Genomic DNA, 17,946 nt, shown 5'->3' with positions numbered 1-17,946 from the left:
ATGTCCATTCATTCCCTAAGCGTCGTCCACCCCAATGCTAAAATAGGAGCCGGCGTGACCGTTGGACCATTCACCACGATCGAGGAAGACGTTGAGATCGGCGAAGGGAGTGAGATCGGGCCGAACGTGACCATCTACGGTGGCGCCCGCATCGGCAAGAACGTCAGGATCTTTCCCGGGGCCGTGGTTGCCGCCATCCCCCAGGACCTGAAATTCCGCGGAGAATACACCACCGCCGAAATCGGCGACAACACCACCATCCGGGAGTTCGTGACCGTGAACCGGGGTACGGCGGCCGCCGGCACTACCCGGATCGGCGCCAATTGCCTGCTGATGGCCTACGCCCACGTGGCCCACGACTGCATCCTCGGCGACAATATCGTCATCGCCAACAACGTGAACCTGGCCGGTCACGTCGTGCTGGAGGATCACGTGATCATCGAGGGGCAGGTAGGGGTACAGCAGTTCGTCCGCATCGGTCGCCACAGCTTTATTGCCGGGGGCAGCCTGGTGAGGAAAAGCGTGCCGCCCTACATCCGCGCCGCCCGGGAACCCCTGAGCTACATCGGCGTGAACCGCATCGGGCTCCAGCGCCGGGGCTTCAGCATCAACCAGATCAACGCCATCCACGAGATCTACCGCATCCTGTTCGTGAAGGGCCTCAACATCACCAACGCCGTTACCGAGATCGAGGCCTCCGTGCCGGTCTCCGAGGAGCGGGACGAAGTGATCAGTTTCATCAACGGAACGGAAAAGACGGGCATCATTCGCAGCTTCCAGGCCCTGGATAATGGCAGCTGATCTTCCCTCCCTGAAGATTGACGTAAAAGAGGTGTCGAAACGGTTCGGGCGCACCTGGATCATCCGGCAGCTTTCTGCGGAGTACACCTCCGGCACGATCTACGGCATCCGGGGGCGGAACGGCTCCGGCAAATCCACCCTCATTCGTATGCTGGCGGGGCAGCTCAGTCCGAGCCGGGGCAGCCTGCGCTACACCCTCGGTGACCACGAATTGCCCGTGGAGGACCTCTACGCCTACGTGAGTTGGACGGGGCCCTATTTTGAGCTGGTCGAAGAGCTGACGGTCCGGGAATTCCTGTCCTTCCATTTTGCCATGAAGCCCCTGCTGCCGGGACTGACGGTAGACGGGGTAGTGGAGCGGATCGGGCTGCAGCATGCGGCGCGCTACTCCCTCACCGATTGCTCCTCCGGGATGCGGCAACGGGTACTGCTGGCCTCGGCCCTCTATGCGGCCACTCCCCTGCTCCTGCTGGACGAGCCCACCGTAACTCTGGATGCCAGCAGCGCCGAATGGTTTCTGGAAGAACTCCACGCCTGCGCTACCGGCCGGCTGACCTTTATTGCCAGCAATGATGAGCGCGACCTGTCGGCTTGCGACACAATAAGCTCGCTATAGTGTTATTATTCGGATATTATTCCCGTCCTTAGGACTACCTGCCCTATGTTATTCAGTTACGCGGAAAAGAGTACCCCCTTCGTCCTGAGTCCCGAGAGCCTCGACTGGCACCTCGCGAAAGGCTGGTACCGTATGGGGTCAACGATCTTTACTACCCACTTCCTCTTCTTCCAGAACCGCCCCTTTTCCGCCATCTGGATCCGCATCGACCTGCAAAACTTCAAGTTTTCCAGGAGCCAGCGCAAATTGCTGCGCAAGAACGCCCAGCTGTTCGACACGGCCATTGCGCCGCGCTGCATTGATGAGGAACGCGAGCGGCTGTACCGCAAATACGCCGATTCCTTCGACGGGCGGCTCTCGCCGTCGGTGGCCGACAGCCTGGAGGACTACGACAATGAGGTACTGTTTAATACGTGGGAAGTAACCGTTCGCGACCGGGTGCGCCAGCAGCTGGTCGCCAGCAGCTATTTTGACCTGGGAGGCCGTTCCGCGGCCAGCATTCTGGGCATATTCGATCCGGACCTGAAATCGTTCAGCCTGGGGTACTATACCATGCTGCTTGAGATCGAGCACTGCTTGCAGCAGGGCTTCCGCTATTATTATCCGGGGTATGTCGTACCGGGCTACCAGCGGTTTGATTACAAGCTGCGGCTGGGCAAGGCGGAGTATTTCGATATCCGTACGGAAGGCTGGCTGCCCTACAACGAATTCAATCCCGATGCGGAAGCTCCCGTAGAGGCCCAGCAGCTGGCCCTCGCCCGCTTCACGGAAGTGTACGGAAGGCAGGATGCCGGCGTCAGGGTAAAAATCTATCCCCTGTTTGAGGCCGGGCTGTACGACATCTGGAACGACGACTACTTTCCCTATCCCTACCTGGTTTCTCTGGGCGGACAGTCCAGGCACCCGCTCATCGTCGTGGCCTTTGACCCGAAGGTGCGGCAATACTACCTGTTGGAGTGCCGGCACATGATTCAGACGCAGCTGATGTTCAATGCGGAATACCTGCAGTCGTTCGAGAGCAACGATTTCGTGACGGAGTTGCTGGCCGTGCGGCAGGTGCTGTTACAGACGGCCGACGTGCATCACGTGGCCGAGGCCTGTGTGGCCCTAAACCTTGGGTAGTTCGGGCATCTTGCAGTCCTCCTCCGGCGCTTTGCCGCAAACCTCGCATTTGCCGATCTGATTCGTCAGCATGGGGTTGTTGCTGGCGCAGGTGCCCCGGAATTCCTCACCCGTCACCAGGTGGCGAATATTGATGAGCAGAAAGCTCAGGGCGAAGACGCCAAAAATGATCAGGAAGAGGGTGATAAAATCCATGGGTAGGGGTTATGCGACAAAGATAAAACGGTTCCCGCTGCGGGAAGGTTGTCCGGCCCGGCAGGACGAAAAAAGAGGGTTCGGGCCGTAGCCCAAACCCTCCAGAAAAACACCTAAAACCCATATTCTTCAATGAATAACCCGGTGTCGGCTCCGGTACCGGGGAACCGGTACGTCAGGCTGACGCGATATAGCTGACCAGGTTATCATAATTTTTGCTTTGTTGTCTGACCTGCAACCTTATCAATGGACAAGGTTTGAAGTACTTACGCTGAAACGCACCGAAAGTGTTTACAGGGGGGTACTTTTAAGAGTTCTAAGGTAAAAAAAAATTAGAAAGTGAGCGGTTGGATAAAACATTCAGATTTTTGGCAAGCCGCCGCTGATTTGTTGCGCCGGGGCGCAGGTGCCTCCGCCCATCCATTCGCCCTGCCGACCCTCTGCACCGTCGGCCCCACCTGCGTCCCCCGCCCCCGCAAGGTGGTGCTGCGGGCGGTGAACTCCGACACCACTATGCTGCGCACCTATACCGACCGCCGTTCGGTCAAGGCCACTCACCTCAAGGAGGGGTCGGAGGCAAGCTATGTCTTCTGGGACCCCAACCAGCAGCTGCAACTGATGACGGGTGGACCAACGTCCTGGGCTTCGGAGGAAGAAGCGGATGCGGTATTTGCCGGCCTTCCCAAGCACGGTCGCAAAGCCTACGCTACGGAGGCCGCCCCGGGTACTCCTCTACCCTCCCCCGGATCGGGACTGCCCCCCGACTGGGAGGAACGGGACAAGGAGGCTACGGATTTCGCCCGTGATCACTTCGGGATATTGGTCACTACCCTGCGGTGGGCGGATGTACTCCACCTCGACCGCGGCGGCAATACCCGCATGGCGGGGACCCGCCCACTAAACGGTGACTGGACCTGGGAATGGGTTGTCCCGTAAACCTCGTCCTTACACTTCCCGGCACAACTGCAGCCAGTCTTGCCCCACGAGTTGATCCACCGGCGGCATCCGGCCCAGGGCCATCAGTTCATTGATGGCGGCGGCCTCGGCGTCCCGTTTCACGCCCAGGCAGGCCTGTACGTGGCGGTCGCGGATGTAGAAGGCCAGAAAAGGCGTCTCCCCTGGCTTACCATCCAGGACGATGCGGTCGTAATGGGTACCGTGCCCTACGTAGCGGAAATTGACCCCCTGCTGGTTGGTCCAGAAAAAGGGCACCATATGGTAGGCTTCGGAGCTACCCGCCATGTTGCGGCCGGCAATTCGCCCCTGCTGGCTGGCCACTTTCCAGTGTTCGATCCTTACTTCTCCTTCCCGGTCCGGATAGGTGGCAATGTCCCCCGCAGCCCAGGCGTTGGCCCCGTGGGCGGCGAGGTGGCCATCCACCTTGATGCTGTGGTCCTTCTGGAAAGCTATCCCGGAAACGTAATCGGTGGCCGGCCGGACCCCGATCCCGACGACCACTACATCGGCGGGCAGACTGCTGCCATCGTCCAGGACTACCTGCTCCACCCGCCCGGCCCCCTGGATGGACGTCACCGTCCGCCCGAGTTTGAAGGTCACCCCGGCGGCTTCGTGCAAGTCCTGCACGTAGCGGCCTACCGCTTCGCCAAATACCTCCCCGAAGAGCACCTCCCCCGGCGAGACCACGGTGACCTGCCCGCCCCGCTTGCCCAGGCTCATGGCCGATTCCAGTCCGATGAAACTGCCTCCGACAATGACCACCCGGGTATGGGAGTGCACCGCCTCCCGGAGCTTCACGGCATCCCCGGGCTGACGAATGGTGTATACCCCCGGCAAATCCGCTCCGGGCACCGACAGCTTGCGGGGCGTGCCGCCCGTGGCCATCAGTACGTGGTCGTAATGAATCACCGCTCCGTCTTCCAGCAGCACGCTTTTGGCGTTCAGGTCCAGCCGCTGCACCCGCGCCCCCGCCCGGAAATCGACGCCGAGCTTGCGGTAGAAGTCAACGGACCGCAGGGGCAATTTTTCTATGGGATCGTCTTCCTGCAGGAAATTCTTGGTGACGGCGGTTCGGTCATAGGGTAGCACCTCCTCCTGCCCGAGCATCAGTATTGAAGCCTGCTGGTCCAAGTCGCGAATGGCCTCCACCGCATAGGCCGCGGCCGTACCCGCCCCTACGATCACGTGATCGTAGTGGTCGCCGCGGGGCCGGGATTCCGGCAGTGCTTCAGGTGGTTCGGGACGATTGGTGGATTGGGGCGTTTCGCTGACGCAGATTTGTCCTTCCTCAATGGCCACGGCGAAGGTGGGCAAGCCTTCCATGCCGGGGGCCTCCAACTGCTCACCGTTGCGCACGTCGAAGCAGGCGTGGTGGAGGGGGCAGCGGACGCGGTGCTCGCAGAGAGCCCCCTTGCTGAGGGCGAACTGGTAGTGGCTGCACTTATTCTCCACGGCGTACACGGTGCCGTCCACGTTCGCCAGCAGGACATCGTAGTCGCCTACCGTAACGGCATGCATATGGCCGGCGGGGAGCTGGGCAAGGGGGAGTACGGGGGTCATGGGCGGTGCTTTTGTCAGGTATAAGCACCGCCGTACCCTTTGGTTCACACCACGGTCACCAGGGCACCTTCGCCCCCGGACCGCATTTCTCCGAGGGACCGTACCGGGGAACCCAGATCGGCGCAAATGCGCTCGAAATCGGTGGCTACATCCGGGGAAACGGCGACCAGTAGTCCGCCGCTGGTCTGGGGATCGGCCAGCAACCACTTCTGGCGTTCATCCTTCAGGTCAACGCCGTGGCCGTAGCTGGCGAAGTTCCGCTTGGTGCCGCCGGGGATGCAGCCGGCATTCAGGTAATAGTCGAGGGTAGCGGCGTCGATCAGGGGAACGTCATCCATGCGAATCTGCGCACGGGTTCCGCTGGCCGTACACATCTCGGTGAGGTGACCCAGCAGGCCGAAACCCGTAACATCGGTCATGGCGTGGACGCCTTCCAGGGCGGCGAGCGCGGGTCCCAGGCGATTCAGTCGTACCATTTGCTCGATGGCGAGCCCATCGTCCGCACTTCGCAGCTTCTTTTGCTTCTGAGCGGTACTCAGAATGCCTACCCCCAGCGGCTTGGTCAGGTAGAGCAGGTCACCGGGGCGGGCGCCGCCATTCTTTTTCAACTGGCTGATGGCTACCCGGCCATTTACGGCCAAGCCGAAGATTGGCTCCGGACTGTCGATGCTGTGGCCGCCGGCCAGGGGGATGCCGGCCTCAGCGCAAGCCTGACGGCCGCCTTCAACAACCTGCCCCGCGATTTCAGGCCCGAGTTTATCGATCGGCCAGCCCAGGATGGCGATGGCCATCATGGGCGTGCCCCCCATCGCGTAGACGTCGCTGATGGCGTTGGTGGCCGCAATCCGCCCGAAGGTGAGGGGATCGTCGACGATGGGCATGAAGAAATCGGTGGTACTGATGATGGCCGTACCGTCGCCGAGGTCATAGACGGCCGCGTCGTCGCGCTCACGGTTACCAACCAGCAGCTGGGGGAAGGGCTCTCCCGGCGCGGTCTGGGCCAGGATGCGGTCGAGGACCGCCGGGGCAATTTTGCAGCCGCAGCCGGCGCCGTGGGAGTATTCGGTAAGCTTTACATCAGTCATTGCGGGGGGGGGATTACACCTTGGGGAAATAAAAAAAGGCCTTCCGGAGACCGGGCACCTCGCCTCACCGCACCCATGAGGGGGGGGGTGAGAAGGGGGCTGCGTCTCCGGAAGGCCTCGGCGGATTGCGGACTAGTACTGCCGCAGGCTTTCGTCGCGGTTGTCGCGCTGGCGGCGGATCTTGCCCTTGGTGCGCTCGGCGAGTTTCACGGCGGTGTAGGCATTGGCCAGGCCACCGGTGGCGGACAGTTCGGCGAACTTGACGGTTTCATCGTCGGTGCCCGGCTTGATGACGTTCAGGTTGACGGGCAGGGCGCTTTCCTCTATGATCTCCTTCACCTGGCGGGCGGAGAGGTCGGGGAAGTAGCTGCGCAGGAGGGCGGCGATACCGGCCACCATGGGGGCGGCCATGGAGGTGCCGTCGAACTTGGCGTACTCGTCACCGGGGATGGTGGAGTAGATCTGGGCGCCCGGGGCGAATACGTCGACGTATTTCTTGTTGTAGTTCGAGAAGCCGGCGGCCAGCTGGTCGTTGTAGTTGCTGCTGGCGGCGCCTACCTCGATCCAGGTCTTGCCGGTCTTGCGGCGGCCCTGGTAGGTGTCGTTGGGGTAGTTGTTTTCCAGGGTCAGCATCTTGCCGTCGTTGCCGGCGGCGTGTACGAGGAGGACATCGTTCTTCTCGGCGTACTTCATGGCAGCGTCAACCTCCTTCTTGTAGGGGCTCTGTCCCTTGCCGAAGCTCATGTTGATCACCTTGGCGCCGTTGTCCACGGCGTAGCGGATGGCGTTGGCTACGTCCTTGTCGCGCTCGTCGCCGTTGGGCACGGTGCGGACGCTCATGATGCGGACGTGGTCGCCGCCTACGCCGTTGATGCCGAGGTCGTTGTCGCGAACTCCGGCGATGATACCGGCTACGTGGGTACCGTGGGCGGCGTCGGGGCCTTCCACGTCGTTGTTACCGTAGTTGCGCTGATCGAAGTTGGCGGGGTCGTCACCGACGATCTCCCGGGCATCGAACTCGGGGTTGTAGTTGTACTTCAGCTGGCTGTCGAAGTATTCCTGGGCTCCTTCGAGCTGGCCGTAGAGTTCGGCAAAGGTGGTGCCTCCGGCGGTGGCGTTGGCGACCACCTGTTTGACGATGGCGATCGTCTGGTCGTCGCTGTCGATCCCGGCGATGTCCTCAGCGGTAACGTCCTCGGGCTCCTTGTTGAGTTCCTCCAGGGCCTGATCGATGGCCGCCTTGATCATTTCGTACTGGGCGGCGGTGGGGCCGAGCTCCTTTTGCTTCTTTTCGATGGTCTCCTTGTAGGACTGGTAGGCATCAAATTCCGCCTTTTCCTTCTTGCTCAGTCCCTCGCGGTTGCGATTGTTGTACTTGGCGTGGAGGCGGTTGTAGAGGCGCACGACCTCCAGGTTCTCGTAGTTCACGTTGCGGCCGTCGGCCCCACCGATGAAGTTCCAGCCGTGGACGTCGTCGACGTAGCCGTTGCGGTCGTCGTCGATCCCGTTGCCGGGGATTTCTCCGGGGTTTGTCCAGATCACGTCTTTGAGGTCTTCGTGCTCGATGTCCACTCCGGAATCGATCACGGCCACCACCACCGGTTCAGCCTTTTTACCGGCCAAATAGGCGTTGGCACGGGCGGCGCTCACGCCGGGAAAGGAATTTTCCGTCTGGTCAAGTTCCCACCAGTTGTTGGGGGCGGAAGACTGGGCGGTCAGGCCCAGCGACAGAACACAGAGAAAAACAAAAAACAACTGTTGCATATCGGTTTATTTGGCGCAATGTAAAGCCACGGGCCACCCGGAAAGTTTTTGGTGGCCGGCCCCCGGCGGTGCGTAAAGTTAACCGGCAGACGCACTTTCGGGTGGTTAGTGAAAGCTTAAATCCCCTGTTCAATAGCCGTTACTTCCACCCTGCCCCTTCGTCCAAACGGCGTTGCCCGATCAACTCGGTGCCCCTCACCCGGTATAAGCCGGCAAACATCGCTTGCCCAGACCTGTTTTTTTGTTGGAGGACCGTCGGCAATCCCAGTTCAATCTATGAAAAACGTGTACGACCGCATTCGCCGCTGGCGAACTGAGCGACCCAAGACTTTTTACGCCCTGGCCGGCATCTCCGGCCTGGTGGCCGCAGGCGTGGTTGCCCTGGTAGTCGTCTATTTGATGGTCAATGCCGGAGCCTTCGGCCCGATGCCTTCCCGTCAGTCCCTGCTGGATTACCGCAATGACGTCGGCAGCGAAGTCTACGACGTGACCGGAGTCAGCCTGGGTCGTTTCTACGCCCAGGACCGCACCGTCACCGAATTCGACGAGTTGCCCGACCACCTCATTCAGGCGCTGGTGGCCACCGAAGACAGTCGGTTCTATCAGCACGGAGGCGTAGACTGGGAAGCCTACGGCCGGGTGGCCTACAAGACCCTGCTGCAGGGGGAAGACGACCAGGGCGGGGGCTCCACCCTGAGCCAACAGCTCGTGAAGAACGCCTACGGCCGCCCCCGGCTCGGCTACGGCCCGCGGGTCGATCTCCTGCTGCACAAGATCCGGGAAGGGTTTCTGGCCCAGCGGCTGGAGAGCGTCATGTCCAAGGACGAGGTCGTCAAGCGTTACCTTAATACGGTCAGTTTCCCGGGCAACACCTTCGGTATTGCCGCGGCCACCCAGCGGTATTTCCAGAAACCGCCCAGCGAGTTGAGCGTACGCCAGTCGGCCAGCCTGGTCGCTTCCCTCAAGGGGACCAGCAGCTACGACCCCCTGCGGGCCCCCGAACGGAACGCCAAGCGTACCGACCTGGTGCTGAAACTGATGCACAATGCGGGCTACCTCACCGAAGAACAGCTGACCGATGCCCTGGCCGACAGCCTTGGCCTGAACTACCACCGCAAGTCAGAAGAGGAGCCCCTGGCCCCTCACTTTACCCAGGCCGTCAAGCGGGAGGCCCTGCGCCTGCTAGCGGACATCCAGCGCCCGGATGGAGAACCCTATAACCTGTACAGCGACAACCTGAGCATCTATACCACCCTGGACCTGCGGCTCCAGGAACACGCCGAAGCGGCCGTGGAGCGACAGATGACCAACCTGCAGCGGGAATTCGAACGTCACCTTGGCCGCCGCGACGCCTGGGAAACGGAGGCTTCCCTGCGGGGTGCCATCCGCAACAGCCAGCGGTGGCGCGTGGGCCGCGCCGCCGGTCGCGACAGCACCGCCCTGGTGGAGGAGTTCAATACCCCCCGCCCGATGGAACTGCTGGTCCCCAATGGGGAACCCATCTCCGGGGAGTTTACCCCTTTAGACAGCGTAAAGCATTCCCTTTCCTTCCTACGCTCCGGTTTCCTGGTCCTGGACCACTCTACGGGTGCCGTGCGCGCCTGGGTCGGTGGCAGCGACTTTGATTTCAGCCGCTACGACCACGTGCTCAGCCGCCGGCAGACCGGATCGACCTTCAAACCCTTCGTATACGCCGCTGCCCTGAAGAAGGGCTATGACCCCTGTTACCGTTTGAGCAATGCCCTGAGGACTTACGAGGACGAGGACGGCCCCTGGACCCCCCACAACTCCGACTGGAACCACGGGGGCACTTACAGCATGCACGGCGCCCTGACGCATTCGGTCAACGTGGCCGCCGTTCGCATGATCATGGAGACCACCCCGGAGCCGGTGGTGGAAATGGCCCGCCGCATGGGCCTGCCGGGCGAGATTCGCCCCATCCCGAGCATCGCCCTGGGCACCGTAGAGAGTAACCTGTTTGAAATGACGGGAGCCTACGGGGCTTTCGCCAACCAGGGGGAGTATGCCCCACCCCACTACATCAGCCGGATTGAGAATGCCGACGGGGAGGTGATCTACGCCCACGATGCCCCGACCGAAACGGTGCTTGAAAGTCGTACCGCCGCCCAAATGCAAACTATGCTCCGCTACGTAGTGGAGCGGGGCACCGCAAGTCGGCTGCGGTGGCAATACGGGATCACCCGCCCCTCCATCGGCAAAACGGGTACTTCCCAGAACATGGCCGACGGCTGGTACATCGGCAGTACTCCCACCCTGACCGGCGGTGCCTGGGTAGGTGGGGAGAACACCGGTGTCCGCTTCCGTAACGGCAACATGGGCAACGGTTCCCACTCCGCCCTGCCCATCTGGGCGTACTTCCTGGAGAAGGTCGAAGCCGATACTGTCCTCGCCGATGTATTGGGCGAAGATTTTCCTCCGCTGCCGGCCGAGGTACAGCGCGACTTCTACTGTTCCGAATTTATCCCTCCCGTGGAGGTGGTGGAAGAACTGGAAGGCGATGACGTAGAGGAACCTGTGCAAGCCCTCCCCGTTAGTGGACTGGAGCCTTCCGACAACGGCACCCGGTAGGCTAGTCGGTCACCTTCAGCTCCTCCCGCTTTTCGCGCAGCTCTGACTTCAGCTGCTCCTTGACGGCTGTTAGTTTGGGATCGTTGATGCGGTTTTCCATCTCCTGGGGGTCCTCCTGCAGGTCATACAATTCGTAGCCTTCAAAGCCGGGCTCCGTGAAGTGGATTAATTTGTAGCGCTCCCCCCTTACCCCTTCGTGGCGGGCCACCCGGTGGTAACTGTTCATTTGCTGGTAGTAGCGGTAGTAGACATAATCCCGCCAGTCCTCCGGGGTGTCCCCCTGCAGGATGGGGAGCAGGCTCCTGCCCTGCAGTTCATCCGGAACGACCGCACCTGCCAACTGCAGCAAGGTGGGTGCCAGGTCGATGTTGAGGGTCATAGCCTCGGTGGAAGAACCTGCTTCGATCAAGGGCGGGTAGCGGATCATGAGTGGCGTGCGGTGGCTCTCTTCGTACATGAAACGCTTGTCGTACCAACCGTGCTCACCGAGGTAGAAGCCCTGGTCGCTGGTGTAGATCACGATGGTGTTCTCGGCCAGTCCGCTCTCTTCAAGGTAGTCCAGTACCCGTCCGACGTTGTCGTCCACGCTCTTCACGCTGGCCAGGTAGTCCTGCATGTAGCGCTGGTAGCGCCAGCTGAGTTCCCGGTCGGTACCCTTTACGGATTGCCACTCTTCACCCACCCGTTTGAGGAAGGGCTCCCAGGCGGCCCTTTGCCCCGGGGTCATACGGCCCAGTTGGCGGTCGAAATTCTTTACCTGATCGAAGTTAGGGTTCTGGATGAAGGTTGCGCCCCCGGTACCGGGGTCCGGGTTCTGATACTCCCCCGTGACCTTGAGGTCGTGGCTGGTGAACATATCGGCGATGCGCATGTCGGCGTGGGCCGCGGCGGGCCGGCCGGCGTATTCGTCGCGCAGGGTGGCCGGCTCCGGGTAGCGCTTGTCCAGCAGGCCGGCCAGGTCACTCGTATCTGGCATCCAGTTACGGTGGGGGGCTTTATGCCAGTAGAGCATCATGAAGGGCTGGTCGCTGGCAGCATTGCGGCGCAGTTCCTCAAGCGCATAGTCGGTGATTACCGTGGAGGTATAACCTTCTGCCGGCGGCAGGGTGTCGCCGTTGTGCACGAACACCGGGTTGTAGTAGCTCCCCTGCCCGATCAGGCCACGGAATTCGTCGATGCCCCGGGGAATGGCCTGGAGGTGGTGTTTGCCAATCAGCGAAGTACGGTATCCCGCTTCGTGGAGGGCCTCCGGGAACGTCCACTGATCAGGATTGAAGGGGCTCAGGTTGTCGATCTTGCCGTTGAGGTGGCTGTACTTTCCAGTCAGGATAGCCGCCCGGCTCGGGGCGCAGATTGAATTGGTCACGAAACTGTTGCGGAAGAGCATCCCCCCGTCGGCGATCCGGTCCAGGTTCGGCGTTTCGGTCAGCTCATCGGTGTAAGCCGAGATGGCCCGTTGGGCGTGGTCGTCCGACATGATGAAGATGATGTTCGGTCGTCGGGCGGTGGCGCTGCCACTGAGTTGTTCGTCGGTTTCGGGGGCGGGTCCGCAGGTGCAAAGCAGCAGGGCCAAGAGCAGAGAGGAAATGAAATAGTGCATGGTGGCCAAGATAGCCGATAACCGGAAAAAAGGTATTCCCGCCCAGCTGCCGGAGTTGCTTACCTTTTCCAATATGAAACGACCGGAATTCCTGCGCTCGCGGCTGCTGCTTGCGCTGATAATCCTCCCCCTGCTCCCGGCGATTGCCCAGGAAACCCTGCATTCCATTGATCGCCGCCCCATCGTCGAGCGCCATCGGGTAACATTGACCACTATGGATACCCTGGGCGCGCTTTCGGTGGGCAATGGCCGGTTCGCGGTAACGGTCGACGCTACCGGCCTGCAAACCTTTCCGGAGCGTTACCGCAACGGCATACCGCTGGGTACGCTGTCGGAATGGGGTTGGCACAGCTTTCCGGCCGACACGGTCTATTCCATCGGGCAGACCCTCCGGCCAACGGCGTCACACGGACGACAGGTACCCTACGCCGTACAGTGGCCCGCCGACACCCCCGCCGGGCGGGCGGCCGATTACCTGCGGCAAAATCCCCACCGCTTGCACCTGGGACAGGTAGGCTGGGACATTCGTGGGGCGGACGGCACGCTGGTCCGGGTGGAGGACATCACCGACATCCGCCAGGAACTTGACCTCTGGAACGGCCATGTCCTGACCCACTTCACCGTGGGTGGCGCCCCGGTCCGGGTGACCACGGCGGTCCGCCAGGATGCAGACGAACTTGTGGTGAAGGTGGAAAGCCCCCTGCTGGCCACGGGGCGCCTTGCCGTAAAAGTGTCCTACCCCTACCCCACCGGGGAATGGCTCGATGAGGCAGCGAATTATGATCAGGAAGAGCAGGAGCGGCTAAACGCCAGCCAATCCCGGTCGGGCAATTGGCTTATCCAGCGGCAAATCGACACTACCACTTACTTCACCCGTTTCCAGACCACCAACCGGGCGGCAGGAATCGATAGCCTACCCTATGGATACCGGTGGACCCCCTCCGGCGGGGATTCAACCTGGACCTTCGCGGTGGCTTTTGCTCCTGATGCGCCTTCCCTGGCACCCGCGGCCGCGCCCTTGGAAGCATTGGAGGAAATTGCCCGGGCCTACCACCAGTACTGGACCACCAATGGCATCATTGACTTCGGAGCCGTAACCGACCCTCGGGCGGCAGAACTGGAGCGGCGCATGGTGCTTTCGAGATACCTCACCCACGTGAACAGCAGCGGCAGCATGCCCCCCCAGGAAACGGGGCTGACCTATAACTCCTGGTACGGCAAACCCCATCTGGAAATGGCCTGGTGGCACGGTGTCCACTTTGCGCTCTGGGGGGAACCGGAAGTTCTCGCCCGCCACCTGGACTGGCACTTCCGTGCCCTGCCCGGCGCCCATGCCATTGCCGTACGACAGGGGTTCCGGGGGGTAAGGTGGCAGAAGATGACCGATCCGGATGGCGGGGAAACGGCCTCCTCCGTGGGATCTTACCTCCTCTGGCAGCAACCCCACCCGATCTACTTTGCGGAACTGCTTTACCAGCTTTCCCCCTCAGACAGCCTTTTGTCACGCTACGCCCCCCTGGTCGACACGACGGCGGCCTTCATGGCCGACTTCCCCCACTACGATGCCGAACGGGGGCAGAGGGTGCTCGGCCCCGGGGTGATTGCCGCCCAGGAACGGTTCGGGGCCGACACCACCCTGAATACCACCTTCGAACTGGCCTACTGGCGGTGGGGGCTCACCACCGCCCAGCAGTGGCGGGAGCGGAGGGGACTGCCCCGGCGGGACGACTGGGACAGGGTCATTGCAGCACTCGCCCCCCTGCCCGTCCAGGACAGCCTGTACCTCGCCGCCGCCAGCGCCCCCGACTCCTATACGAATCCGCGCTACCTCACCGACCACCCCAGCGTACTGGCGGCGTATGGCTTGCTGCCGGCTACGGAGGGACTGGACACTGCCATCATGGCGCGCACCCTGGATACCATCTGGAAAGTCTGGCAGTGGGAAGAAACCTGGGGGTGGGACTTCCCCCTGACCGCCTTCACCGCCGCGCGGATGGGGCAGGCGGAACGCGCCGTCGATGCCCTGCTGATGGAGGTGCCGAAGAACCACTACCTGAAGAACGGCCACAACTACCAGCGATCCAATCTGAGGATCTATCTGCCGGGGAACGGCGGCTTTCTCGCAGCACTGGCGATGATGTGCGCGGGAGCCGCCGGCCTCCCGGGTGGTTCAGGTTTTCCCCCGGATTGGGACGTCAGATGGGAAGGGCTGCAACCTGCATTATGACTTACAGGATGGGTACCCGCAACGCCCGCAGTCCATCCACGCCCTGCAACGGCTCCAGTTCAAAGTTCTCCCACTGGTCACTGATGAATCCCTGGGCACTGAGGTAGCGAAAATAACCCTGATAGACGAGGGCCTCCCTGTCCTGGGTATAGATCACCGTGAGGTGATCAGGCTGGGTAAGCCTTTCTTTCGTTTGCTTTACCACCGCTTTATCAATGCGCTTCTTGACAATTTCATAGCGCACGTTATAAGCGCCATCAACATCGAGCCGCTTCAGGTCCGGTTGAAATTTCAGGGTAAGCCGGCTGCTGTAAGCCAGAACCAGGGGAGCGATTTCCAGGTGAAACTCTTCAGCCTCTGGGCACTCCGGTGAAGAGGTTACGACCGGGTGCCTTACCGCGCGGGCAATATTGCAGGTCCAGATCAGCTGACGCAGTTGAAGGTTTTCAATGTAAATATCATGAAACTCCAATTGGGGGGCCAGGGCCTTCCCGAGATAGATGTTGTACTCTATTCCATCGGTCTGGTACTTCTCGAAGTAACACGGCACCAGCTTCTGTAACTGCTGTTCCTCTTCCTCTAGCATGCGACTGATACTCCGATTCAGATTATCAAGCGCGCATTCGTAGGCCAACCGGTTACGGTCAAAAATCCTGGACTCCTCACCAAGTCGGCTGAAGTAGGCATCGGTCATGGGCCGGACGTCCTCGAAACGTTCGGCCAAGTGGAGCAATACCGGGTTGATCCGGAGGCGGATATATTCACCCAGCGCGGTTTCATCATCCGTCCCGAATTGATTACTCATCCCTTCCCGCTTGCCATTCACCTCAAACGACAGTGCTTTCACTGCATCCAGGGAATGCTTTTCCCCGGCCTCGTCCAAGACCTCAATTGCCACGGTAAGGTTATCCAGAAGATCCACATAGATTGCCCGGTTCCGGTTCTTAGAGGAATTGCGGATATCCAGCGACCCATAAAAAGGACTTAAATCCTCAAAAGTGATGATGTCCCGTGGCCCACTGGAATTCAAATGGGCAATCGCCGCCTCCCGAAACCGCCACTGAATAGCGGGATGGATCGCCGTGAATTCTTCCAGCATGACGGCCTCTACCTTGCTTTCAAATTCATCGAGGTGACGCTTGAGGGCATTGACAAACATTGGCGTAATCTGGCGGATTTTGAACAGGGACAGGCCATTTATCTCCCCGGCTTCAGGATTGGACAGCTCTAGGATTCCTATCGTTTTCCCTTCATATACGAGGGGGGCCAATAACAGATTCCGGAATCCGGATTTTATCACCAGTGAAGCCAGGGGATTATCCATTACCTCCCCGAGATTCTCGATGATTATGGTCCTTTGTTGGGTGATCGCCTGATAATAGATGGATTGGTGCAAGTGGGCCCGGTGCTCCTTTTTCAATTGCCGAATCAGCAAACTGTTCCAGATCTTTCGATCGGATACAAAGTTGAGTTCTCCGTTTTTTTGCAAGGTGGCCAGCCCCAGGCGGAGGTCAGGCAAGCAAAACAGGTTGCGCAACTCACGTTCCAGCTCAACCATCCACTGCTCCTCGGGTATATCCTGTCGATTGAGCAGTGAGATGTGGAGCCGCTTGGTAGACTCTTCGATGGTGATGTCGACCAAAGTGGTTAGGGTCACGCCCCTGAAGAGAAAGTTCTCCGGGGGAAGTGCGGCCATCCAGTCCTGCACGTCAAAGTCCTGATCCAAAAGGTTCTGCAGACGTTCCCGGGGCAGTTCCGGCAGGGGCCCGCGCGGCATCACATCGATGAACTGGGTATTGCCCGTCAGTTTAAAATACCGGTTCAAGCCTTTTGTCTCGTTCCAGGCGGAAAAGACGATCGGCAGGTCCACTTTCAGGTCCAAACCATACAGTTGTTTTAGAATGCTTTTATAGGCATAGATCACCCGGGCATCAATCCGGGTATAATGCACCGAGCTATCTACAGAATCAATTTTGACATCGTCAGATTGGTAAATGCGACGGTAGGCTTCAGTAGCATAGATGAACCGTTCATGATCAAAGGGCGAGCAAAGGGAATGGGGTGAGTTGGACCATCCCTGGACGGGTAGCAGGGGGGAAAAAAGCCTGGCAAGAAACTCCTGCTTGTCGGCAAAGTAGTTTTCGTCACGGATAGGCTCGAGCAGCCCTGGGTTGCGGGCTATTTCACCTTCGATAAATTGACGGTCAGGATCAGCGTCGGGTATTTCCGCCCGCCATTTCGCTACCACTCCCGCCAGGGAAAGCTCCGTAACAAAGGGAACGGCATCTGATAACCTGGTTGAAAACGGCTGTTCAACAAGCATGATATGGTTAATTTTCCCTCGAGGGGGTGGCAAGAGGTCATTTGAAGGCTACTACCGCACTGCTGGGGCCGGTCAAAGGGATTAGGTCAGTCTCACGGAAACCAGCCTTGGTGGCCCACTTGCGAAAATCCTGGTAGGTATAATCGAAGCCCTCGGGCGTTTCGATGAGCATATTCAGGCTCATCAGCAGGCCAAAAAGGTTCTCTTTCCGCTTGTCATCGATCACGTTCTCGATGACCAGCAGGGCGCCGCCCTCCGGGAGGGCATCGTAGGCCTTGCCGAGCAACATCAACTTTTCCTGCTCACTCCAGTCGTGCAGGATATTGCCCATCGTGATCACGTCGGCGTGAGGTAAATCGTCGGCGAAGAAGTCGCCTGACTCCACCCTCACCCGGTCTTCCATGCCGCGGTTGCGGATGTTCTCCTCCGCGATGGGCACCAGGGCCGGAAGGTCGAAGGTCACGCACTGCAGGTGGGGATGCTGCTCGGCCAGGATACAGGAGCAGGTGCCGTCGGCCCCACCCACGTCGCAGTAGTTGGTATAGGCAGAGAAATCGAAACTCTGGGCCAGAAAGATGAAGTTGGGAATCTGGAAGCCCGCCATGGCGGCCGCGAATTCCCGCAGAGTGGCCGGGTCAGCGTAGACGGCTTCAAACAGGCTCTTTTCCCCGTGCTTGGACTCATTCTGGGGTTGGCCGGTCTGCAGGGCTTCCTCGAGGTTGCCCCAGAAGGGGTAAAGGCGGTTATTGGCCATCTGCAGCATCCCGCCGATGTAGCCGGGCGTGCCACGGACGAGGTAATGGTCCACGTCGGGGGCGTTGGCGTACTGGGCGTCTTCGCCCGTACCCTTGCGTTGAAGAAAACCCAATGCCACCAGGGCATCCAGAAAGTCATAGAGCGACCGGCTGTGCAGGCCGAGGGTCTTCTGTATGCTGGCCGCTTTCTGGGGCCCTTTGGAGAGGTAGCTGAACAGGTCCAGCTCTACGGCGGACAGCAGGACCTTGGCCGCCCAGAAGCCGAAACCGGTTTGCAGGATACGGTCAGGGGCGACGGTGGGGATGGGGGTCATATCAATCGTGTGGGTGAAGTTGTTAAGGAATATAGGTA

The 17,946-nt window shown here is 60.4% G+C and carries 13 protein-coding genes; 6 read left to right on the top strand and 7 right to left on the bottom strand.

The window, feature by feature from the left end; translation table 11 throughout:
- The 3 genes from lpxA to CGL56_RS09460 are packed head-to-tail and all read left to right on the top strand — an operon-like array spanning position 1 to position 2,539.
- Positions 1–801, top strand: coding sequence for an acyl-ACP--UDP-N-acetylglucosamine O-acyltransferase (lpxA, locus tag CGL56_RS09470; RefSeq protein WP_099106295.1), 801 nt, complete (start codon positions 1–3; stop codon positions 799–801).
- Positions 791–1,417, top strand: coding sequence for an ABC transporter ATP-binding protein (locus CGL56_RS09465; RefSeq protein WP_099106294.1), 627 nt, complete (start codon positions 791–793; stop codon positions 1,415–1,417). The genes lpxA and CGL56_RS09465 overlap by 11 nt, the downstream gene beginning before the upstream one ends.
- Before the next feature lie 45 nt (positions 1,418–1,462).
- Positions 1,463–2,539 (top strand): GNAT family N-acetyltransferase, encoded by a 1,077-nt coding sequence (locus CGL56_RS09460; RefSeq protein ID WP_099106293.1) that lies wholly within the window; start codon positions 1,463–1,465, stop codon positions 2,537–2,539.
- Here CGL56_RS09460 and CGL56_RS09455 read toward each other — a convergent pair.
- On the bottom strand, positions 2,525–2,734 hold the full coding sequence (locus CGL56_RS09455) for a hypothetical protein (RefSeq protein WP_099106292.1): 210 nt from the start codon (positions 2,732–2,734) through the stop codon (positions 2,525–2,527). The genes CGL56_RS09460 and CGL56_RS09455 overlap by 15 nt on opposite strands.
- Positions 2,735–3,121: 387 nt before the next feature.
- On the opposite strand from CGL56_RS09455, the gene CGL56_RS09450 reads away from it, so the two are divergent.
- On the top strand, positions 3,122–3,670 hold the full coding sequence (locus CGL56_RS09450) for a PNPOx family protein (protein WP_167641568.1): 549 nt from the start codon (positions 3,122–3,124) through the stop codon (positions 3,668–3,670).
- A 9-nt stretch (positions 3,671–3,679) separates the two neighbouring features.
- On the opposite strand, the gene CGL56_RS09445 is transcribed toward CGL56_RS09450, so the two are convergent.
- From CGL56_RS09445 to CGL56_RS09435, 3 genes are all read right to left on the bottom strand, one after another.
- The gene (locus tag CGL56_RS09445) at positions 3,680–5,251 is read right to left on the bottom strand and encodes an FAD-dependent oxidoreductase (RefSeq protein WP_099106290.1); all 1,572 of its coding nucleotides are present in this window, start codon (positions 5,249–5,251) and stop codon (positions 3,680–3,682) included.
- Between the two features lie 44 nt (positions 5,252–5,295).
- Positions 5,296–6,336 (bottom strand): selenide, water dikinase SelD, encoded by a 1,041-nt coding sequence (gene selD / locus CGL56_RS09440; RefSeq protein ID WP_099106289.1) that lies wholly within the window; start codon positions 6,334–6,336, stop codon positions 5,296–5,298.
- 132 nt (positions 6,337–6,468) lie between these two features.
- Complete coding sequence (locus tag CGL56_RS09435) at positions 6,469–8,100, bottom strand: S8 family peptidase (protein ID WP_099106288.1); 1,632 nt, start codon at positions 8,098–8,100, stop codon at positions 6,469–6,471.
- 276 nt (positions 8,101–8,376) lie between these two features.
- On the opposite strand from CGL56_RS09435, the gene CGL56_RS09430 reads away from it, so the two are divergent.
- Positions 8,377–10,689, top strand: a complete 2,313-nt coding sequence (locus CGL56_RS09430) for a transglycosylase domain-containing protein (RefSeq protein ID WP_099106287.1) — start codon at positions 8,377–8,379, stop codon at positions 10,687–10,689.
- Between the two features lies 1 nt (position 10,690).
- Here the strand turns inward: CGL56_RS09430 and CGL56_RS09425 are convergent, their stop codons facing one another.
- On the bottom strand, positions 10,691–12,289 hold the full coding sequence (locus CGL56_RS09425) for a sulfatase family protein (protein WP_167641569.1): 1,599 nt from the start codon (positions 12,287–12,289) through the stop codon (positions 10,691–10,693).
- A 73-nt stretch (positions 12,290–12,362) separates the two neighbouring features.
- Here CGL56_RS09425 and CGL56_RS09420 point away from each other — a divergent pair, with 73 nt between their 5' ends.
- Positions 12,363–14,516, top strand: coding sequence for a hypothetical protein (locus CGL56_RS09420; protein ID WP_167641570.1), 2,154 nt, complete (start codon positions 12,363–12,365; stop codon positions 14,514–14,516).
- Between the two features lies 1 nt (position 14,517).
- Here the strand turns inward: CGL56_RS09420 and CGL56_RS09415 are convergent, their stop codons facing one another.
- Together CGL56_RS09415 and CGL56_RS09410 are read right to left on the bottom strand one after the other, a co-directional pair.
- A complete protein-coding gene (locus tag CGL56_RS09415) occupies positions 14,518–16,839 on the bottom strand; it encodes a GAF domain-containing protein (RefSeq protein ID WP_099106284.1) in 2,322 nt (773 codons plus the stop codon).
- A gap of 37 nt (positions 16,840–16,876) precedes the next feature.
- The gene (locus tag CGL56_RS09410) at positions 16,877–17,908 is read right to left on the bottom strand and encodes a methyltransferase (RefSeq protein ID WP_099106283.1); all 1,032 of its coding nucleotides are present in this window, start codon (positions 17,906–17,908) and stop codon (positions 16,877–16,879) included.
- Positions 17,909–17,946 lie beyond the last annotated feature (38 nt).

This window comes from Neolewinella marina, from assembly GCF_002631205.1.
GTDB classification, from domain to species: Bacteria; Bacteroidota; Bacteroidia; order Chitinophagales; family Saprospiraceae; genus Neolewinella; species Neolewinella marina.
The sequence above is the reverse complement of the archived record's forward strand: the minus strand, read 5'-3'. Positions and strand labels throughout refer to the sequence as shown.